This window comes from Aeromonas sp. 82P (genome assembly GCF_051919365.1).
Taxonomy (GTDB): Bacteria; Pseudomonadota; Gammaproteobacteria; order Enterobacterales; family Aeromonadaceae; genus Aeromonas; species Aeromonas veronii.
On record NZ_JBQBEV010000001.1, the window covers coordinates 4,154,291 to 4,172,238 of the forward strand.

General features: G+C 59.5%; 18 protein-coding genes. 9 read left to right on the forward strand and 9 right to left on the reverse strand.

All coding sequences use genetic code 11. The features are described 5' to 3' along the window. Positions 1-65: 65 nt before the first annotated feature. Positions 66-1,418 (reverse strand): 23S rRNA (uracil(1939)-C(5))-methyltransferase RlmD, encoded by a 1,353-nt coding sequence (rlmD, locus tag ACTG2S_RS18980; protein ID WP_100652771.1) that lies wholly within the window; start codon positions 1,416-1,418, stop codon positions 66-68. Positions 1,419-1,692: 274 nt separating this feature from the next. On the opposite strand from rlmD, the gene ACTG2S_RS18985 reads away from it, so the two are divergent. Further along, a complete protein-coding gene (locus ACTG2S_RS18985; protein WP_274161127.1) occupies positions 1,693-3,417 on the forward strand; it encodes a proline--tRNA ligase in 1,725 nt (574 codons plus the stop codon). A gap of 90 nt (positions 3,418-3,507) precedes the next feature. On the opposite strand, the gene ACTG2S_RS18990 is transcribed toward ACTG2S_RS18985, so the two are convergent. The 3 genes from ACTG2S_RS18990 to ACTG2S_RS19000 all read right to left on the reverse strand — a co-directional run bounded on the left by ACTG2S_RS18990 (position 3,508) and on the right by ACTG2S_RS19000 (position 5,494). Continuing rightward, positions 3,508-4,188, reverse strand: coding sequence for an SDR family oxidoreductase (locus ACTG2S_RS18990; RefSeq protein ID WP_042052437.1), 681 nt, complete (start codon positions 4,186-4,188; stop codon positions 3,508-3,510). A 128-nt stretch (positions 4,189-4,316) separates the two neighbouring features. Beyond that, positions 4,317-4,949, reverse strand: a complete 633-nt coding sequence (locus tag ACTG2S_RS18995; RefSeq protein WP_005354809.1) for a TIGR04219 family outer membrane beta-barrel protein — start codon at positions 4,947-4,949, stop codon at positions 4,317-4,319. A 95-nt stretch (positions 4,950-5,044) separates the two neighbouring features. Beyond that, positions 5,045-5,494, reverse strand: coding sequence for a copper chaperone PCu(A)C (locus ACTG2S_RS19000; protein WP_274161126.1), 450 nt, complete (start codon positions 5,492-5,494; stop codon positions 5,045-5,047). A 90-nt stretch (positions 5,495-5,584) separates the two neighbouring features. On the opposite strand from ACTG2S_RS19000, the gene ACTG2S_RS19005 reads away from it, so the two are divergent. Continuing rightward, positions 5,585-6,334, forward strand: a complete 750-nt coding sequence (locus tag ACTG2S_RS19005; RefSeq protein WP_274161125.1) for an enoyl-CoA hydratase-related protein — start codon at positions 5,585-5,587, stop codon at positions 6,332-6,334. Positions 6,335-6,351: 17 nt separating this feature from the next. On the opposite strand, the gene ACTG2S_RS19010 is transcribed toward ACTG2S_RS19005, so the two are convergent. Then, positions 6,352-6,780 carry a DUF2753 family protein gene (locus ACTG2S_RS19010; protein WP_005335785.1) on the reverse strand — a complete coding sequence of 143 codons (429 nt, stop codon included), beginning with the start codon at positions 6,778-6,780 and terminating at the stop codon, positions 6,352-6,354. Positions 6,781-7,066: 286 nt separating this feature from the next. On the opposite strand from ACTG2S_RS19010, the gene ACTG2S_RS19015 reads away from it, so the two are divergent. Then, the gene (locus tag ACTG2S_RS19015) at positions 7,067-7,726 is read left to right on the forward strand and encodes a CatB-related O-acetyltransferase (protein ID WP_274161124.1); all 660 of its coding nucleotides are present in this window, start codon (positions 7,067-7,069) and stop codon (positions 7,724-7,726) included. A gap of 94 nt (positions 7,727-7,820) precedes the next feature. On the opposite strand, the gene ACTG2S_RS19020 is transcribed toward ACTG2S_RS19015, so the two are convergent. Further along, entirely contained in the window at positions 7,821-8,528 is a 708-nt protein-coding gene (locus ACTG2S_RS19020) for a ParB-like protein (protein ID WP_439983105.1), read from the reverse strand. Between the two features lie 184 nt (positions 8,529-8,712). On the opposite strand from ACTG2S_RS19020, the gene ACTG2S_RS19025 reads away from it, so the two are divergent. From ACTG2S_RS19025 to ACTG2S_RS19035, 3 genes are all read left to right on the forward strand, one after another. Continuing rightward, positions 8,713-10,317 (forward strand): peptide ABC transporter substrate-binding protein, encoded by a 1,605-nt coding sequence (locus tag ACTG2S_RS19025; protein WP_274161123.1) that lies wholly within the window; start codon positions 8,713-8,715, stop codon positions 10,315-10,317. A 118-nt stretch (positions 10,318-10,435) separates the two neighbouring features. Beyond that, positions 10,436-10,735 carry a hypothetical protein gene (locus tag ACTG2S_RS19030; RefSeq protein ID WP_013723462.1) on the forward strand — a complete coding sequence of 100 codons (300 nt, stop codon included), beginning with the start codon at positions 10,436-10,438 and terminating at the stop codon, positions 10,733-10,735. Between the two features lie 137 nt (positions 10,736-10,872). Beyond that, complete coding sequence (locus ACTG2S_RS19035) at positions 10,873-12,432, forward strand: methyl-accepting chemotaxis protein (RefSeq protein WP_274161122.1); 1,560 nt, start codon at positions 10,873-10,875, stop codon at positions 12,430-12,432. Positions 12,433-12,501: 69 nt separating this feature from the next. Here ACTG2S_RS19035 and dusA read toward each other — a convergent pair whose 3' ends face one another. Further along, complete coding sequence (dusA, locus tag ACTG2S_RS19040; RefSeq protein ID WP_075115995.1) at positions 12,502-13,488, reverse strand: tRNA dihydrouridine(20/20a) synthase DusA; 987 nt, start codon at positions 13,486-13,488, stop codon at positions 12,502-12,504. Between the two features lie 137 nt (positions 13,489-13,625). On the opposite strand from dusA, the gene zur reads away from it, so the two are divergent. The 3 genes from zur to ACTG2S_RS19055 are packed head-to-tail and all read left to right on the forward strand — an operon-like array spanning position 13,626 to position 14,770. Continuing rightward, positions 13,626-14,084 (forward strand): zinc uptake transcriptional repressor Zur, encoded by a 459-nt coding sequence (gene zur / locus ACTG2S_RS19045; protein WP_005335805.1) that lies wholly within the window; start codon positions 13,626-13,628, stop codon positions 14,082-14,084. Next, positions 14,074-14,535, forward strand: a complete 462-nt coding sequence (locus ACTG2S_RS19050; protein ID WP_005335807.1) for a chemotaxis protein CheX — start codon at positions 14,074-14,076, stop codon at positions 14,533-14,535. The genes zur and ACTG2S_RS19050 overlap by 11 nt, the downstream gene beginning before the upstream one ends. A 4-nt stretch (positions 14,536-14,539) precedes the next feature. Beyond that, complete coding sequence (locus tag ACTG2S_RS19055) at positions 14,540-14,770, forward strand: hypothetical protein (protein WP_439983107.1); 231 nt, start codon at positions 14,540-14,542, stop codon at positions 14,768-14,770. A gap of 73 nt (positions 14,771-14,843) precedes the next feature. Here the strand turns inward: ACTG2S_RS19055 and brnQ (ACTG2S_RS19060) are convergent, their stop codons facing one another. Continuing rightward, on the reverse strand, positions 14,844-16,121 hold the full coding sequence (gene brnQ, locus ACTG2S_RS19060; RefSeq protein ID WP_274161131.1) for a branched-chain amino acid transport system II carrier protein: 1,278 nt from the start codon (positions 16,119-16,121) through the stop codon (positions 14,844-14,846). Between the two features lie 448 nt (positions 16,122-16,569). Continuing rightward, on the reverse strand, positions 16,570-17,874 hold the full coding sequence (gene brnQ, locus ACTG2S_RS19065) for a branched-chain amino acid transport system II carrier protein (RefSeq protein WP_040067130.1): 1,305 nt from the start codon (positions 17,872-17,874) through the stop codon (positions 16,570-16,572). Positions 17,875-17,948 lie beyond the last annotated feature (74 nt).

Consider the following 17,948-nt stretch of genomic DNA (forward strand, 5'->3'; position numbering starts at 1 on the left):
GATTGCAGAGATAAAAAAACGACGCCAGCTGGCGTCGTTTTTTATGGGCAAGAGTCGGGAGCGACTTATGCCTTGGCAGGCAAGCTCAAGCGGGCAACCGCTTCGACGTGCATGGAGTGCGGGAACATATCGACCGGTTGCACCTCGTCCAGCACGAAGCCTTGCTTGACCAGCCAGGCGAGGTCGCGGGCCAGGGTCTGCGGGTTGCAGGAGACATAGACCAGACGGCGGGGCGCCATGGCGACCAGGGTCTGCAGCACCGCCTTGTCACAGCCTTTGCGCGGCGGATCCATCACTACCACGTCAGCGGTCACACCCTGGGCGTGCAGCTCGGGCATCAGCTGCTCGGCCTTGCCAACGTGGAATTCGGTGTGCTCGATACCGTTGAGGGCGGCGTTGCGACGGGCATCGCTGATGGCGCTCTCCACCGACTCGATCCCGACGACCTTGGCGGCCTTGCCAGCCAGGAACAGGGAGATGGTGCCGATACCGCAATAGATGTCGAACACCGTCTCGTTGCCGGTCAGCTCGGCATACTCGAGGGCACTGGAGTAGAGCACATCGGTCTGGGTCGGGTTGTTCTGGAAGAAGGAGAGCGGCGAGATCTCGAATTCGAGTTCGTGGATCTTGTCGCGGATCACCCCTTCGCCGAGCAGCACTCGGTTGGTGGCGCCCAGAATGCGGTTGGTGCGCTCATCGTTGATGTTCTGCACCAGGGTAGTGACCGGCAGATCGCTCAGGGCTGCCAGCAGCTCGGCTTCGAACGGCAGCTCCTCGCTCAGGGTCACCAGCACCACCATCAGCTCGCCGCTCTTGAAGCCCTTGCGGGTCATCAGGTTGCGCACGCAGCCGCTGTGGTTTACTTCGTCATAAGCGGCGATGTCATGCGCGCGCATCCAGTTGCGCACCCGGGCGTTGAGCTCGACGTGCAACGGATCCTGCACCGCACAGTCATCGGCGGTGATGAGATCGTGGGAGTGCTTGCGATAAAAACCGATCTCGGCACCGGCGTCACAGCCACGCACCGCATATTGCGCCTTGTTGCGATAGGCGAACGGACTCTCCATGCCAAGGATATCCTTGACCGGAGTATCACCCAGCCCAGCCTGCTCCAGTGCGCTCTGCACCAGTGCCTGCTTGAGCTTGAGCTGGGCCGGATAGGCCAGCGGGCGCACCTGACAGCCACCGCACTCGGTGTTGGGGCAGAAATCGGCAACCCGATCTGCAGAAGGTTGGAGCAGCTCGGCAACCTTGCCGTGCAGATAGTTCGGCTTGACCTCGGTCAACTCCACCAGCGCCTGCTCACCGGGCAGCAGACCTTCGACAAACAGGGGGCGATCGAACAGGCGTCCTTTGCCATCTCCTTTGTCGGTCAGTTCCAGGATCTCGATCTGGTGTTGATGTCCCACTAACGGCATGAGCGGCTCCAAAAGTACTAAAAATGGGGGGTGATGAACGCGGCAAAGCCATGCCCATCGAGAAAAGGTGGCAGAGTTTAGCGGAGATCCGGCCAAATTGCAGGCATAAAAAGCCTGCTTGTTGCAATGGTCATTGCCCCTGGCCATCTGCCGGGCGTGGCCACCTTTCGGGTTGCGGCAAATTTAGCCCTTGGGCCGCAACGCCCAGCCTGTTAAAATTCCGCCCTTGAAATTATCCTGGGCCCCGCGCCCGTTCTAGCTAAGGTCTACCGCGATGCGTACCAGCCAATATCTGCTTTCCACTCTCAAGGAAACCCCCTCCGACGCTGAAGTTGTCAGCCACCAGCTGATGCTGCGCGCCGGGATGATCCGTAAACTGGCCTCCGGCATGTATGCCTGGTTGCCAACCGGTCTGCGGGTACTGAAGAAAATCGAGAACATTGTTCGCGAAGAGATGAACAATGCTGGTGCCGTCGAAGTCTCCATGCCAGTAGTGCAACCCGCCGAGCTGTGGCAGGAGTCCGGCCGCTGGGATGACTACGGTCCCGAGCTGTGCCGTCTGACCGACCGCCACAACCGTCCCTTCGTGCTGGGCCCGACCCACGAAGAGGTGATCACTGCGCTGGTGCGTTACGAAGTGAACAGCTACAAGCAGCTGCCGCTCAACCTCTACCAGATCCAGACCAAGTTCCGCGACGAAGTACGCCCCCGTTTCGGCGTGATGCGTGGCCGCGAATTCCTGATGAAGGATGCCTACTCCTTCCACATCGACAAAGAGTCTCTGGTCGATACCTACGAGAAGATGCACGCCGCCTACTGCAAGGCGTTCACCCGCATGGGTCTGAACTTCCGTCCGGTGCAGGCCGATACCGGCTCCATCGGTGGTACCGGTTCCCACGAATTCCAGGTGCTGGCCGAGAGCGGTGAAGATCTGATCGCCTTCTCCGACAGCTCCGATTACGCCGCCAACATCGAGATGGCCGAAGCGCTGGCACCGGCTGGTGAGCGCGCTGCCGCCACCGCAGCCCTGACCAAGGTTGCCACCCCGAACGTCCACACCATCGACGAAGTGGCTGCCTTCCTGAACGTGGCACCGACCGCCATCGCCAAAACCCTGCTGGTACTGGCAGAGGAGGATGAGCACGGCAAGCAGGCCGTCATTGCGCTGGTACTGCGTGGCGACCACGAGCTGAACGAAATCAAGGCTGAGAAACTGGCTGGCGTGGCTAACCCGCTGACCTTCGCTAACGACGAGCAGATTAAAGCTGCCGCCGGTTGCGATGCAGGCTCCATCGGCCCGGTCGGCTTTGCCGGTCGCATCATCGTCGATCGCAGCGCCGCCCATCTGGCGGACTTCGTCTGCGGCGCCAACGAGACCGGCTTCCACCTGACCGGTGCCAACTGGGATCGCGACATCACCGCTTACGAAGTTGCCGACCTGCGCAACGTGGTGGAAGGCGACCCGAGCCCGTGCGGCCAGGGCAAGCTGCTGCTCAAGCGCGGCATCGAAGTGGGCCACATCTTCCAGCTGGGTACCAAGTACTCCGAAGCGATGAAAGCAAGCGTGCTGAACGAAGCTGGCAAGTCCGTCACCATGGAGATGGGTTGCTACGGTATCGGGGTTTCCCGTCTGGTAGCTGCCGCCATCGAGCAGAACAACGACCAGTACGGCATCATCTGGCCGGACGCCATCGCCCCGTTCGAAGTGGCCATCGTGCCGATGAACATGCACAAGTCCGAGCGCGTGGCCGAGCAGGCACAGCAGTTCTACGCCGAGCTGAAAGCCGCCGGTGTGGACGTGCTGTTCGACGACCGTAAAGAGCGCCCGGGCGTGATGTTCGCCGACATGGAGCTGCTGGGCATCCCGCACGCCATCGTCATCGGCGATCGCGGTCTGGACAACGACGTGGTGGAGTACAAGTGCCGCCGCACCGGCGAGAAGCAGGAAGTGGCCATCAGCGACATCATCGCCATGCTCAAGGCCAAGCTGGGCCGTTAATCCCGCCCTCTTCCCGATATAAAAAAGCGCGCCATTTGGCGCGCTTTTTGTTTCTGTGTGCTGACGACGGCAACCGGATGAAGGGTTGCCTCAGGGATTGCGACCGATAAAGAGGTCAGTCACGTGGCAGCTGCTTCTGGCTTCCAGTGCGTCGAGCATATAGGCCGCCGCATCTTCCGGGGTCATGAAACCGCTCGGGTCCACATGATCCGAGTTATCCCAGAATTCGCTGCGGATCCCGCTCGGGTAGAGGTTGACCAGCCGCAGTGGCGAGCCTTTCAGCTCGGCGCGCAGTGACTCCAGAAAGCCGCGCATCCCCCATTTGGAGGCGCAGTAGAGGCTCTCGTTGGCCTTGCCCACCTGAGCGGCGGAGGAGAGCACATTGGCCAGCACTCCGCCTTTCTCACCGATAAGCCGCACCGTCTGCTGGGCCACCAGAATGGTGGAGATAAGGTTGCTCTCCACCACCCGGCGGATCTGTTCAGCGGTGTAGACACCGACCGGGCCAAACTCGCCCACCCCGGCGCAGTGGATCACCATGTCTGGCTGCCCGCCCCACTCCACCGCTGCAGCGAAGGCGACGTCAACCTCTTCATGGTGCGCCAGATCGGCCGCGATGCCGATCACCGCGCTGCCGAGCAGTTGTTCCTGCTCCTGCAGTCGCTGATAACGGCGCCCCATCATGGAGACCTGATGGCCCCGCTCAACCAGACCTATGGTCAGCGCCCGGCCGAGACCAGAACCGGCGCCTGTCACTATGATGTGGCCCATGATTGCTCCTCGCCGTCAGCTGACGGGCAGATTAGAAGGTGAATTCGCCGCCCATGAACCAGCCATCGACAGAACGCTCTGATAGCTATTGGCGAAGAATATCCCCCCCGTTGTCAGACAACGTCAGATTAGAAAGTGAATTCGCCGCCCATGAACCAGCCATCGACAGACTGGTCGATATTGGCGAAGTCGACCTTGGCTTCACGCCAGCCGGCACGCAGCTTGATCGGCATGGAGGAGAACTTGTAGGAACCACCCAGACGGTAGTCATAGTTGTCCGCATCGTGAGTGCGCAGATCGCCGAAGAAGGCGATGCCGGTGCCCGGGATCTTCACTTCGCTGCCGGCATAGGCCATCAGGGTATCTTCGTCATAACCCTTGCGACCGAAGTAGACCTGCTCGCCATCGTAGTGACGACCGGTCATACCCAGATCGATCTTGAACAGATCGTTGTTGAACAGACGGTAGTAGAGGCTCAGATCGTAGGCAGTCAGATCGTTCTTGAAGTTGCCGCCGGAGGTGCTGAAATCGGAGACTTCAAACTTGGCGTTCGGCAGGAAGATGATGCCGTGTTCCAGTTGCAGATAGCCGTTCCAGTTGTAGCTGTCGTCATAGCTGCCATCAGCACTGGTGCCATAAGCCTGACCACTGCCCTTGGCGGCCCATACGTCGGCACCGGCGGCAAAACGCCAGTCGTCAGCGGCCATGGCACTCTGGCTGCACAGAGCCAGCACAAAACCGGCAATCAGCGTCTTTTTCATTACGTCACTTCCTCTTGCATACATGGAAAAGAGCACTATTTTACTCGGTGCAGCCAAAATACCCAGCGTCAATCCTGAACAAACGACGACAAATGTCAGTGCTTCATATGCTTCATCTCTGCCATCGGCTCAATCGGCTTCACCGACAGTGACAGATCCAGCTTCTGACCATCGTCCATGGTGAGGGTGAGCGGGAAAGGGGTCTGCTCGGAGAGCGTGCCCACCTCGAACAACATGATGTGCAGGCTGCCCGGTTTCAGCACCGCTTCGCCCTTGGCCGGGATCTCGATATTCTCGACCTGACGCATCTTCATCACGCCATTTTCGTGCAGATGAGTGTGCAGCTCGGCACGCCCGGCCGCAGCAGAAGCCGCCGCCACCAGCTTGACCGGCTGGTCGGCGTCATTCTTGAGCACCATAAAGGCGGCAGTGTTGGGGGAGCCCGGCGGCAACAGGCGCACATAGCCGTCGACAGCCTCGACCTTGGCCAGTGCAGGCGCAGTCATCCCCAGAACCAGCAGAGAATAAAACGCACGTTTAAACATGGTTGAAATCCTTTTATGATGTTGTTAAACGGCGCCAAGATTACCCCAGCAGCAACCTTTTTTGCACCTTTCAATAACAAGGATTTAGACATGGCCCCCATTCTCATTGCCGAGCAGCAGGATGGCTTGCTCACCCTGACCCTCAACCGCCCCGACAAGCGCAACGCCCTCAATACCGAGCTCTATAAGCAACTGGTGGCAGCGCTGCGAGAGGCGGCAGCCGATGAGGAGGTGCATGTCCTGCTGTTGCAGGGGCAGCAAGATTGCTTTACCGCGGGCAATGATCTGGCCGACTTTATGGGCAAGAGTTCGCTGGAGCCCGACGACCCCATACTGCAGTTCCTCCACACCCTGGCCGATTTCCCCAAACCCGTGGTCACCGCCGTTGCAGGCCCGGCGGTGGGGATCGGTACCACCATTCTGCTGCACTGCGATCTGGTCTATCTAGGGGATAACGCCCGCTTGCAGCTTCCTTTCGTCGAGTTGGGTCTGGTGCCGGAGTTTGCCTCCAGCCTGCTGCTGCCGCGTCTGGTGGGGCACCTCAAGGCGGCGGAGCTGTTGCTGCTGGCCGAGGCGATGGATGCCGAGGAGGCGCTGCAACTCGGGCTCGCCAACAAGGTGGTGGCGGCCGATGGATTGCTCTCCTTTGCCCGCGAGCAGGGGCTGAAGCTGGCGGCCAAGCCGCCCAGAGCGCTGCAAAAGAGCAAGGCGCTACTGAAACAGGAGCTCAAACAGGCGGTGCACTTTGTCATCGATCTGGAGGCGCGCGCCTTCGCCCAGGCACTGCAAGGGGAAGAGGCGCAGCAGCGCATCGCCCAGAAACTCAAACGGCGGGGCTGAGCCGCGCCCACATCCGTTCAGTTGAGGCGAAAACGGCCGATCAGCTCGCAGCCCTGCACCTTGTCCTGCAGCTGGATCAGCCGGGCAATTTCCGGATTGGGGTGACGCTTGAGAAACGCGAGCAGGGCTCCTCGACAGCAACCCAACTCGCTGATCAGCGCCTCGCACTCCCGGTTGGGGCATTGTGGCACCAGCGCAGTGACCAGCTCGGAGGCAAGTTTCAGGTAGCGCAGCTCGTAAGTCGGCTCATCCATCGCCCGCCAGAAGTCGGCCAGCCGGTGACAGGTGGCGACCCGCATGGTGGCCAGTTCGGTCAACTCGACCTGGGTCATCTCGTAAACATCCCCCAGCGCCTGCTGATAAAAGCAGATCGCCGCCCCCAGCGAACCGGCCTGCCAGGCACGTTCCGCCTCCAGCATGTATCGTTGCCAACTTTGCGGTGTCATTTCGCTCTCCCGAGTCCGTCATGGTGGGAGTGCTATCATGGCTAATTGAGAATAAATATCAACCAGAGGGTTAGTGCAGGATCTCTGCGCAACCTTGGCAAACCCGGCGCCCGACCTTATGATCGCGCCCTTCCCTCTTATCTTTAGAGCACACCACAATGCAACCTCGCCTCCCGCAGATGCTGGGCTGCTCCCTGCTCTGCGTGCCCCGCATGCTGGTCTGGATCTATTAGCTTCGCTCACGCGAACGCAACCCATCCGATCCATTCAGCAAAGGAGTACCAGCATGAACACCTGCCAACACTGGTCGCAGGTCGAATACCTGCACCTGACGGTGACCAATCCCAATATCTGCCTCAAGGGGCAGCACAGCTACTACTCGGGCGCCTGGGATGGCCCCTTCGAAGAGATGGCGGTGCGCTACCTCCATGGCGATCCCTTCAGCCGCAGCCCGGAAACCGGCTGGGAGCCGCTCTGGCATATCGACCGTCTCCATATCGGCGACTATGTGCAGATTGCCGCCGGGGTAAAGATCATCATGGGCGGCAACCACACCCACAACACGTCCTTCATCAGCACCTATCCGTTCGCCGATCTGGACGCGCTCCAGCGCAGCTACCACCCCGCAGGTGATACCCGCATCGGCAACGATGTCTGGATCGGCATGGAGGCGATGATCATGCCCGGTGTCACTATTGGCGATGGCGCCATCATCGCCGCCCGTTCGCTGGTCAATCAGGATGTGCCGCCCTATGCCATGGTGGCGGGCACCCCGGCCAGGGTGGTGCGGATGCGCTTTGGCGAGGAGGAAATTGCCCGGCTACAGGCCCTCGCCTGGTGGGATTGGCGGGATCAACAGGTCAACGATCTGCTACCGCTGATCCAGCAAGGTGACGTCGCCCTGCTTGAACAGGCGGCTGCCCACTGGGCGGAGCGCCATGAGTGACCACCGTTAACCAGTAGCTGACAGCATAAGGGCGACCCCGGGGTCGCCCTCTGTTATCTCCGGCATGCTCTGGACGCCGTCATCGCACATCCACTCACTGCGCGCTTTTGGACTGGTTGAGGCTGCACTGCTTGCCGGGATAACCGGGCAAGTCACTGGCATCGCTGCCGCAGGCGAGCCGTTTGGCCTGTTGCAGGCGGGCCGCCAGATTGGCGCTGTCCACCGGCATCCATTGCATCTGCTTGCCGAGCCAGCTGGCCCAGGCAAACTCGACGAAATAGACCTGTTTGTCCTTACGAAAGTAGCCCGCATTCTGCAGCAGTCCGGCGAGGGTGCGATAGGGATAATCAGGCAGCTTGTCGATACTGGTCGGCAACTGCTCCGGAGTCAGCGGCTGTCCCTTCTCATCCTTGAGCCAGGCCCAGTGGTTGTTCTGCATCTGGCTCCAGAAGTTGGCTTTGTCCTGCAGGCGGCCAATCACCTTGACCCGCGCATCCTTGACGCCCTGCTGCCACAAAGCCTTGGTGAGATGGTGTCTGTCCACCAGCCAGTAACTGCCATCCGGCGCAATCACCACGGGGATCTCTTTCTTTTTCATCAACTTGTCGAGCTGCTTTGCGCTCATGCCAGCCAATGTGGCCTGGGTCTCATCGACCTGGATCTGGCCGACGCCCCCCTGAGTCGGGTGCAAGGCATCGATGCCGATCTCGCACCAGTTGCCCACCGCCGTGTCGCTCTGGCACAGGGCCAACGCCCAGGCACCCTGGCTCAACACACAGGCCAGCAATAACCATGCTTTCATCGTTTGACACTCCTCACCACATTGAATTGCACAGACGCCGGGAACGCTCTTCTACCCCGATTGGGAGTGAGAGTCGAATGCTGGCGGTCAGACCAGCAAACGGGATATCATGATTTCCCATCTGTCGGCGATATTTTCTCGCCGAGTTTTCTCCCCGCTTCACACTATTTGAAGGATCCGACCCATGAAAGGATGGACCCCCTTGCTGGCCCTGCTGGGCTGTGCTGCTGTCCAGGCTGCCGATATTCCCGCCGGAACACAACTCGCCGCCGAGCAGATTGTCGTTCGCCACCTCAAGGATGAACCTGCGAGCCTGAGCCCGCTCAAGCTGGTCGGCCTGCCGGAGTTGCAGGTACTGCGGGATCTGTTCGAGGGGCTGCTGACCCAGGGGCCGGATGGCAAACCGGTTGCCGGGGTGGCGGCCAGCTGGGAGAACAACGGCAACCAGTTCTTTACCTTCCATCTGCGCCCGGATGCGCGCTGGTCCAACGGCGATCCGGTCAAGGCCGGTGACTTCGTCTACGGCTGGCGCAAGCTGGTCGACCCGAAAGAGGCGGCCACCTTCGCCTGGTTCGCCCAGCTGGCCCGTTTCGACAAGGTGGACGAAATAGTCGCTGGCAAATTGCCTGCCAGCGAACTGGGGGTCAAGGCCCTTGATGACCACACCCTGCAGGTGACCCTCTCCCAACCGGTGCCCTACTTCCTGAACCTGCTGAGCCACCCCAGCCTGTCGCCGCTCCATCAGGCCAGCATCGAGCAGTACGACAACCTGTGGACTCAAGCCGGCAAACTGGTAGGCAACGGTGCCTTTGTGCTGAACAACCGGGTGGTCAACGAGAAGCTGGAGCTGACCCCCAACCCTTATTACTGGGATCGGGCCCATACCGTATTGACCAAGGTGATCTTCATGCCGATCAATCAGGAGAGCGCGGCGACCAACCGCTATCTGGCTGGCGATCTGCATATCACCGAATCCTTCCCCAAAGAGCAGTACGACAAGCTGAAGCAGCAGATCCCGAATGAGGTCTACACCCCGGATCAGCTCGGTACCTACTACTACGCCTTCAATACCAAGCAGGCGCCGCTCGACGATGTGCGGGTGCGCAAGGCGCTCTCCTACACCATCGACCGCGCTCTGATCGCCGACAAGGTGCTCGGCACCGGCGAGAAACCGGCTTATCACTTCACTCCGGATGTGACGGCCAGTTTCACCCCGGCCGCCAACCTGCTCTCCATCAGCAGCCAGCCAACGCTGGACAGCAAGGCCAAGGCCCTGCTCAAGGAGGCCGGTTACGGCCCGGACAAGCCGCTCAAGCTGACCCTGCTCTACAACACCGCGGAAATTCACAAGAAGATGGCGCTGGCGATTGCCAGCATGTGGAAGCAGAAGCTGGGCGCCGAGGTCGAGCTGACCAATCAGGAGTGGAAAACCTATCTCGACAGTCGCCAGAGCGGTCAGTTCGAGGTTATCCGCTCCTCCTGGGTCGCCGATTACAACGACCCTTCAGCGTTCCTCGGCCTGTGGGGCTCCCGTCACAGCGGCAATATGGCTGGCTTTGCCAATGCCCGTTATGACCAGCTGCTGGCAGAGGCGGCCAGCACCCAGGATACCACCAGTCGCAGCAAGCTGTTTGGCGAGGCGGAGGCGATCCTGCTGGATCAAGCCCCCATCGCCCCCATCTACCAGTACACCAATGCCCGACTCATCAAGCCATGGCTCAAGGGCTACCCCATCAACAACCCGGAAGATGTGGCCTACAGCCGCCAACTCTACCTCGTCAAACACTGACACCGGCCACAACGATGCGAGGCCCCGCAGGGCCTCGCTATTGATACTGTTCACACCCCGATTTCCAGCCTAAAATGCCGCCCCTTCTGTTCAATTAATCTTCAATACCCAGCCAGACATGCGTTATTTGATACTGCTCTCGTTGTTGTGGACCCTGCCTGCGCAGGCCAATAGCGAATCCCAATGCCAGCAAGAGTTTGTCGGCTGGATGCTGCATCAGCAGCAACAGTTCAGCGATCGCAAGTCTGACAAGATGGAGCGGCGCCGGGCCGAGCGGGCCATCGAGTTGGCTCGTCAGGAGTACGACAAACAAGCCAGCTTCTGCAAAACCATGCAGCTTGTACATGAGTACAAAGATGATGATCCTCGCCTCGCCCCAAGAAAGGGTGAAGTTCACGATTTCACCCCGGCCAGCTGACCCTCACTTCATCAATTCATTGTGTTGATTAATTGACCCAAGCCAAGTTCGGGGCACTGAAGAGCCTTAGAATGATTAACTGAGAACGACAATAAAAAACATAGTTATCAGTTGGTTGGCTTTTTCAGGAACGACACATGACCAAACTCCATCAGGAGGGGGAGATACACTTCCCCGACAACATCGCACTCATCTCGACCACGGATCCCGTCAGTCACATTACCTATGCCAACCAGCACTTCTGTGATGTGGCCGGGTATGGTGCGGCCGAAATGGAAGGGGTACCCCACAATCTGGTGCGACACCCCGACATGCCCAAGGTGGCCTTCGCCGACATGTGGCAGCGGCTGCGACAGGGCAAAAGCTGGATGGGGCTGGTCAAGAACCGCGCCAAAAGCGGCCAGTTCTATTGGGTAAACGCTTACGTCACCCCGATCCTCAATGCGCAGAAGGAGATCGTCGAGTTCCAGTCGGTACGCACCAAACCCGCCGCCAGCGATGTGGCCTGGGCCGAGCAGCTCTATGGCCTGCTGCGCAGCGGCAAGGCGCTTCCCTGGCTGAGCCGCTTTCACATTGAACCGGGTCGGCTGACCCTCTGGCTCTCCGTTTCTGCCTTGTTCACCACCCTTGCTACCTTTGCCACCGGCAACCTGTTATGGCTGCTGCCCACCGCCTTGTTGCTGTTGGCACAGGCAATCCACGGCTGGCGATTGCAGCAACGGCTGGCTCATCTGCTCACCCTTGCCGATCAAGACAAGGGAACCCGCCTCTGTCAGGTGCTCTACACCCGACGGCGCGACACCCTGGCGGCCGTTGAACTGGCCTTGCGGATGAAGCAGGCCGAGCTCAAGGCTGTGATCGGGCGCAGTGCCGACACCAACCAGCAGATCCTGCAGGCAGCCGAAGATGACCGGGGCAATATCCAGACCATTGATACTCATCTGCAGCAGCAGCGCGCCCACAGCGAGCAGCTGGCGACCGCCATCACCGAGTTGAGCCACTCCATTCGGGATGTGGCCCACAGTGCCCATGAGGCGAGCAATCTGGTTATAGAGGTACAGCAGGTATCCGATGAGGGGCTGCAAGCATTGGCGACCACCCGTTCTGCCGTCAACCAACTCCATCAGGAGCTGGATGCCAACCACGCCGTGCTGGCCCAGCTCACCAGCGACAGCCAGAAGATCAGCGGCATTTTAGAGGTGATCAGTCAAATCGCCGACCAGACCAACCTGCTCGCCCTCAATGCGGCCATCGAGGCCGCCCGGGCGGGCGAACAGGGGCGCGGTTTTGCCGTGGTGGCGGATGAAGTGAGGGCGCTGGCCCAGAAGACCCGAGCCTCGACCAGCGAGATCCACGAGATGATCCAGGCGCTGCAACAGACTACACGACAGCTGTCGGAGGGGATGACACAAGGGGCGCAGACCTCGGTGCGCTGCCAGCAGCACGCGGGCACCACCGCCGATGTGCTTACCCAGATAAACCAAATGTTGGGGCAGGTAACCCGCACCAGCGACGAGATCGCCCAAGCGGTGAGTCAGCAGGCCGACGTCACGGCGACGCTCGATGAAGGGGTGCACCAGATCCACCAACTGGCCAGCCACACTGCCGACAACAGCAGGCAGGCCCTCGATGGCATCACCCTGCTGGTAGAGCGGCTGCAGGATCTCTCGCTGCTGATCAACCAGTTCAGATATTGAAGCGACAGCGATCAAAAAAGCGCGTCAACTGACGCGCTTTTTGGCTGCTCTTGCCTTGGCACAATTGGCTTATTCGGCCGTCTCGCTGGCGGCAAACTCCGGCACCTTGGCCATGGCATCCAGCACCACCTGAATACCGGCGCCCGGTTTGCAGGCGTTCTCACTCAGGTGACGACGCCAGGCGCGGGCACCCTGCATGTTCTGGAACAGCCCCAGCATGTGGCGAGTCATGTGGGAGAGGTAGTTGCCCTTGGCCAGCTCCTGCTCGATATAGGGCAGCATCATCCGCACCACCTCATGGCGGCTAGGCACGGCGTTATTCTGGCCGAACACCAGATTATCCACCTGCGCCAGAATGTAGGGGTTCTGATAGGCTTCACGCCCCATCATGACGCCATCGACGTGTTGCAGGTGCTCAAGGGTCTGCTCCATGGAGGTGACGCCGCCGTTGAGGGCGATGGTCAGCTCCGGGTAATCCTGCTTGACCCGATAGACGCGGGGATAATCGAGGGGCGGGATCTCGCGGTTCTCCTTGGGGCTCAGGCCACTCAGCCACGCCTTGCGGGCATGGACGATGAAGGTGTCGCAACCAGCATCGCGCACCTGTTCGATAAAGGCCTGCAAAAACTCGTAAGAGTCCTGATCGTCGATACCGATACGGGTCTTCACCGTCACCGGAATATCGACCACATCGCGCATCGCCTTGACGCAGTCCGCCACCAGCGCCGGTTCACCCATCAGGCAGGCACCAAAGCGACCGTTCTGCACCCGATCGGAGGGGCAGCCGACGTTGATGTTCACCTCGTCATAGCCGCGCTCCTCGGCCAGCTTGGCACAGCGCGCCAGATCGGCCGGATTGCTGCCACCCAGCTGCAGAGAAATGGGATGCTCCTGCTCGCTGTAACCCAGATAATCCCCCTTGCCGTGGATGATGGCACCGGTGGTCACCATTTCGGTATAGAGCAAGGTCTGGCGGCTCATCAGTCGATGAAAGTAACGGCAATGCCGATCAGTCCAGTCCAGCATGGGGGCGATGGAAAAACGCTGCGCCTGCATAAAAATCATCCGGGTTGGCTAAAGAAAGGGGCGGATTTTATCACAACGTGAAGCAGCCCCAGAAAATGAATTTTGTCGCCGCGCCATGCGAGGCCCTGTGATAGTATCCGGCTAATAGAAAGGGTATCTGCGCGATCATGAATCAAGACCAACTTTTACAACGAGCCGAGCGACTCTGTATACAGCGAGGGATCCGCTTCACCCCGACCCGACGTCAGGTATTTCGCCTGCTGGCGGCACACGGCAACGCCATCAGCGCCTATGATTTGTTGGCCCAGTTGCAACAAACCGAAGCCAATGCCAAGCCGCCAACCGTCTATCGGGCACTCGATTTTTTGCTCGAACAGGGCTTTGCTCACAAGGTGGAATCTCTCAACGCGTTTATCTTCTGCTGCCACTTCGATCACGCTCACCCGATGCAGTTGCTGATCTGCGACGAGTGCGGGGATGTGGTCGAGCTTCACGATACGGCGATCGATAGCGCGTTTTCCGAGCAGGCCCACTTGCATGGTTTTACTATTACCAATAAGACGATAGAGGCACATGGCCAATGTGCCCGTTGTACGCCCACTGTAGGAAGTCATCATGAAGGCTGATTTTGTAAATCCGTTCCTGCTATCCCTGCTCAATGTGCTCTCGACCATGGCACAGCTGGAACTCAAACCGGGCAAACCGAAACGCAAGATGGATGAGCTGGCGCGCGGCGACGTCTCCGGCCTGATCGGCATGGTCGGCCCGCAGACCCGTGGTTCCCTCTCCATCAGCTTCGAGAAGGGACTGGCACTGGAGATCATGCGCCGCATGCTGGGGGAAGCGCCCGCCAACATCAACGAAGAGGTGACCGACATGGTCGGTGAAATCACCAACATGGTGACCGGCGGTGCCAAGCGGATGCTGGGCGAGAAGGGCTACGAGTTTGACATGGCGACCCCCATCATCGTCTCCGGCCCCAACCACACCATTACCCACCGTGCCGATGGCACCAAGATCATGATGCCGTTCGAATCGGATTTCGGTCGCGCCACTATCGAAATCTGCTTCGAGTAACCCTATGTGGACAGCATTGAAATGGATTTTCATCTGCTGGGCCCTGCTGTTGATCCTGTCGGACATTCAGATCAGCACCTCCCTCTACAAGTACGAAGATAACCGGGTGCTCATCAACTTCCCGCGCTGGGAAGCCAAGCAGCCCTGGGGCACCTTCGAGTGGCATGCCGGACGGGTAGAAACCCACTGGTATGGTCTGGAGGGCAAACCCAAGCCGTCAGGCCCGCAAATCTGATCCGGTAACGGATCCGGCAGAAACAGAAGAGGCCAGCAGTTGCTGGCCTCTTTGCTATCTCGTTGTTTCTGAATCAAGCCGCTTCGGCCGCCAACTTCCCGCTTGGTCGCACCAGGATGCCGACGATGCAGGCCAGCAGAGTCGGCAGCAGCCAGGCAAGCCCCTTGTCGAACAGCGGCAGGAAGGCAAAGCCCTCCATCGCCATCCCGGCAGCCCCCAGCCCATCGAGGCAACCAAACAGAAAGGCGACCGTCAGCACGCCGCGAAACGCCAGCCGTGGCTGGGCAAACCATCCCTTGAGGAAGGTCACCAGCACCAGCGCGATGGCAACCGGATAGATGGCCACCAGCACCGGAATCGAGAGGCCGATCAGCTCGCTCAGCCCCACATTGGCCACTACTGCACAGAGCGCCCCCAGCAGCATCACCCAGTTGCGATAGGCCCAACCTGTCAGGCCATGGAAGTAGTCGGCACCGGCACAGAGCAGGCCGACCGCACTGGTAAAACAGGCCAGGGTGATGATGGCAGCCAGAATAAACTGACCCGGTTGACCAAACAGACTCAGGACGTAAGCATTGACGATGGCGCCGCCGTTGCTGATATCGCTTGCGACCCCACCGGCGCTGTTGCCCAGCTGAAAGAGCGAGACATACACCGCCGACAGCCCGACTGCCGAGATCAAGCCTGCGATGGTCAGATATTTGAACTGGCTGCGATAATCCTCGATCCCCTTCTGGCGCAGCAACCCGATGATCAGGGCACCAAACATCAGGGAGGCCAGGGTATCCATGGTGTTGTACCCCTCCAGCATTCCTTTGGTAAGAGCCGCATCTATGTACTCACCGCTGGCATCAGGCATGGTGCCCTGCGGCGTCATAAAGACCCCGACCGCCAGAATAAGCAGCATTGCCATCAGGGCTGGGGTCAGATACTTGCCGACCGCATCAAGCAGCTTGCCCCGATCAAGCGCCACCAGGATCACCAGCGCAAAGAAACTCAGGGTGTAGATCAGCAGCCCCGCATGACCGGTATCGCCAAGCCAGGGCTTGAGCCCCATCTCGTAGGCGACCAGACCGGTGCGGGGAATGGCAAAGGCGGGCCCCATGATGATATAGATGGCGATGGCCAGCGCCGTCGCCGCCCCGGCGGGCAGATAGCGGGTCATTCCGGTCCAGCCACTCGCGCCGCCCCCCGAACTCCCCTTGGCCACCGCAATCAGGGTGATCAGCGGCAAACCCACCGCCGTTAGCAAAAAGCCGCACATGGCGGCCAGCAGATGCTCACCAGCCATAAAACCGGCCAGCGGCGGAAAAATGATATTGCCAGCCCCCAGATAGAAGGCAAACGTCATAAACCCCAATCCGAATACGTCGGACAACTTCAATGATTTCGTCAAACTCAACCTCATCTGCCTTATCAGCTTGTTATTGATTGCACCCACTGCCTGGCAGATAACCGGTAACAATACCTCTCGCCCCCACACGGCCCGCGGACCGGATGAGGCGCACCACCTTTAGCATAAAGAAGAGGAGTTCGATCTCAATCACCAATTAATATCTTGAAACAATTTACCGCTGTGGAATTAATCGCCGAACAACTCAGCGCACCATAAAGAGGTGTCACACGTAGGTATGGAAGGCAAGAAGAGGGGAGTGGGTTATAGCGGCAAAATACGGCTGCTCAGATGCTATCTGCGTACGGTGACAATTACGGCAGCAAAGCGAGGTGAAATGCGAGGTTCACAGAAAACAAAAGAGCCTGCACGGGGCAGGCTCTTGGCAATATCAGATCGGGTGTGATCAGGCAGCTTCGGCAGCCATCTCGGTCGGACGCACCATCACGCCAACTACGCAGGCCAGCAGGGTCGGCATCAGCCAGGCGAGGCCCTTGTCGAACAGCGGCAGGAAGGCAAACGCATCCATCTTCATACCGGCAGCACCCAGACCATCCAGGCAACCGAACAGGAAGGCAACCATCAACACCCCACGGAACACCAGACGGGGACGACCGAAGTAACCCTTCAGGAAGGTGACCAGTACCAGCGCCACGGCAACCGGATAGATGGCAACCAGCACCGGAATGGAGAGGCTGATCAGCTGGCTCAGGCCCACGTTGGCCACCACGGCACAGATAACGCCCAGCAACACCACCAGCTTTTTGTAAGCCATGCCGGTCAGATTGTGGAAGAAATCGGAACAGGCGGAGATCAGACCGACTGCAGTGGTAAAGCACGCCAGAGTGATGATGGCCGCCAGAATGAACTGACCCGGCTGACCAAACAGGCTCAGTACGTAGGCGTTGACGATGGCGCCACCGTTGCTGACATCGGTCGCCACACCGGCGGCCGTGTTACCCAGCTGGAACAGGGAGACGTACACCACGCTCAGACCAACGGCAGAGATAAGGCCGGCAATGGCCAGATACTTGAACTGGCTCTTGTAATCGTTGATGCCTTTCTGGCGCAGTAGATCGACGATCAGGGCGCCAAACATCAGGGACGCCAGGGTGTCCATGGTGTTGTAGCCTTCCAGGATACCTTTGACGAAGGGGCTGTTCTGATAGTCACCGGACGCATCAGGCATGGAGCCTTGCGGCGCGACAAATACCCCGATAGCCAGAGTCAGCAGCAGCAGCATCAGTACCGGAGTCAGGTATTTGCCGATGGCGTCCATCAGCTTGCCCTGGTTCATGGAGACCAGAATGGCCACACCAAAGAAGATCACGGTATAGGCAGCCAGACCAACCTGACCCATGTCACCGATGAACGGCTTGAGGCCCATCTCGTAGGCAACCAGACCGGTACGGGGCGCGGCAAAGGCTGGGCCTATGATGATATAGATGGCAACGGCCAGCGCAGTCGCGACACCGGCAGGCAGCAGTTTGGTCATGCCAGCCCAACCGTTACCGGCTTTCGCCACGGCCAGAATGGTTACCAGAGGCAGGCCCACGGCAGTGACCAGGAAGCCAAACATCGCCAGGGAGAGGTGCTCACCAGCCATGTAACCGGCCAACGGCGGGAAAATGATGTTACCGGCGCCCAGGTAGAAGGCGAAGGTCATAAACCCTAATCCGAGTACATCGGACAATGTGAGTGATTTCGTCAAGTTCAACCTCGTCTGTCTTGTAAATTATTGCTTGTTATAGTTTTTATCGGTCGCTGACCGAGTGTGTTCAGGGG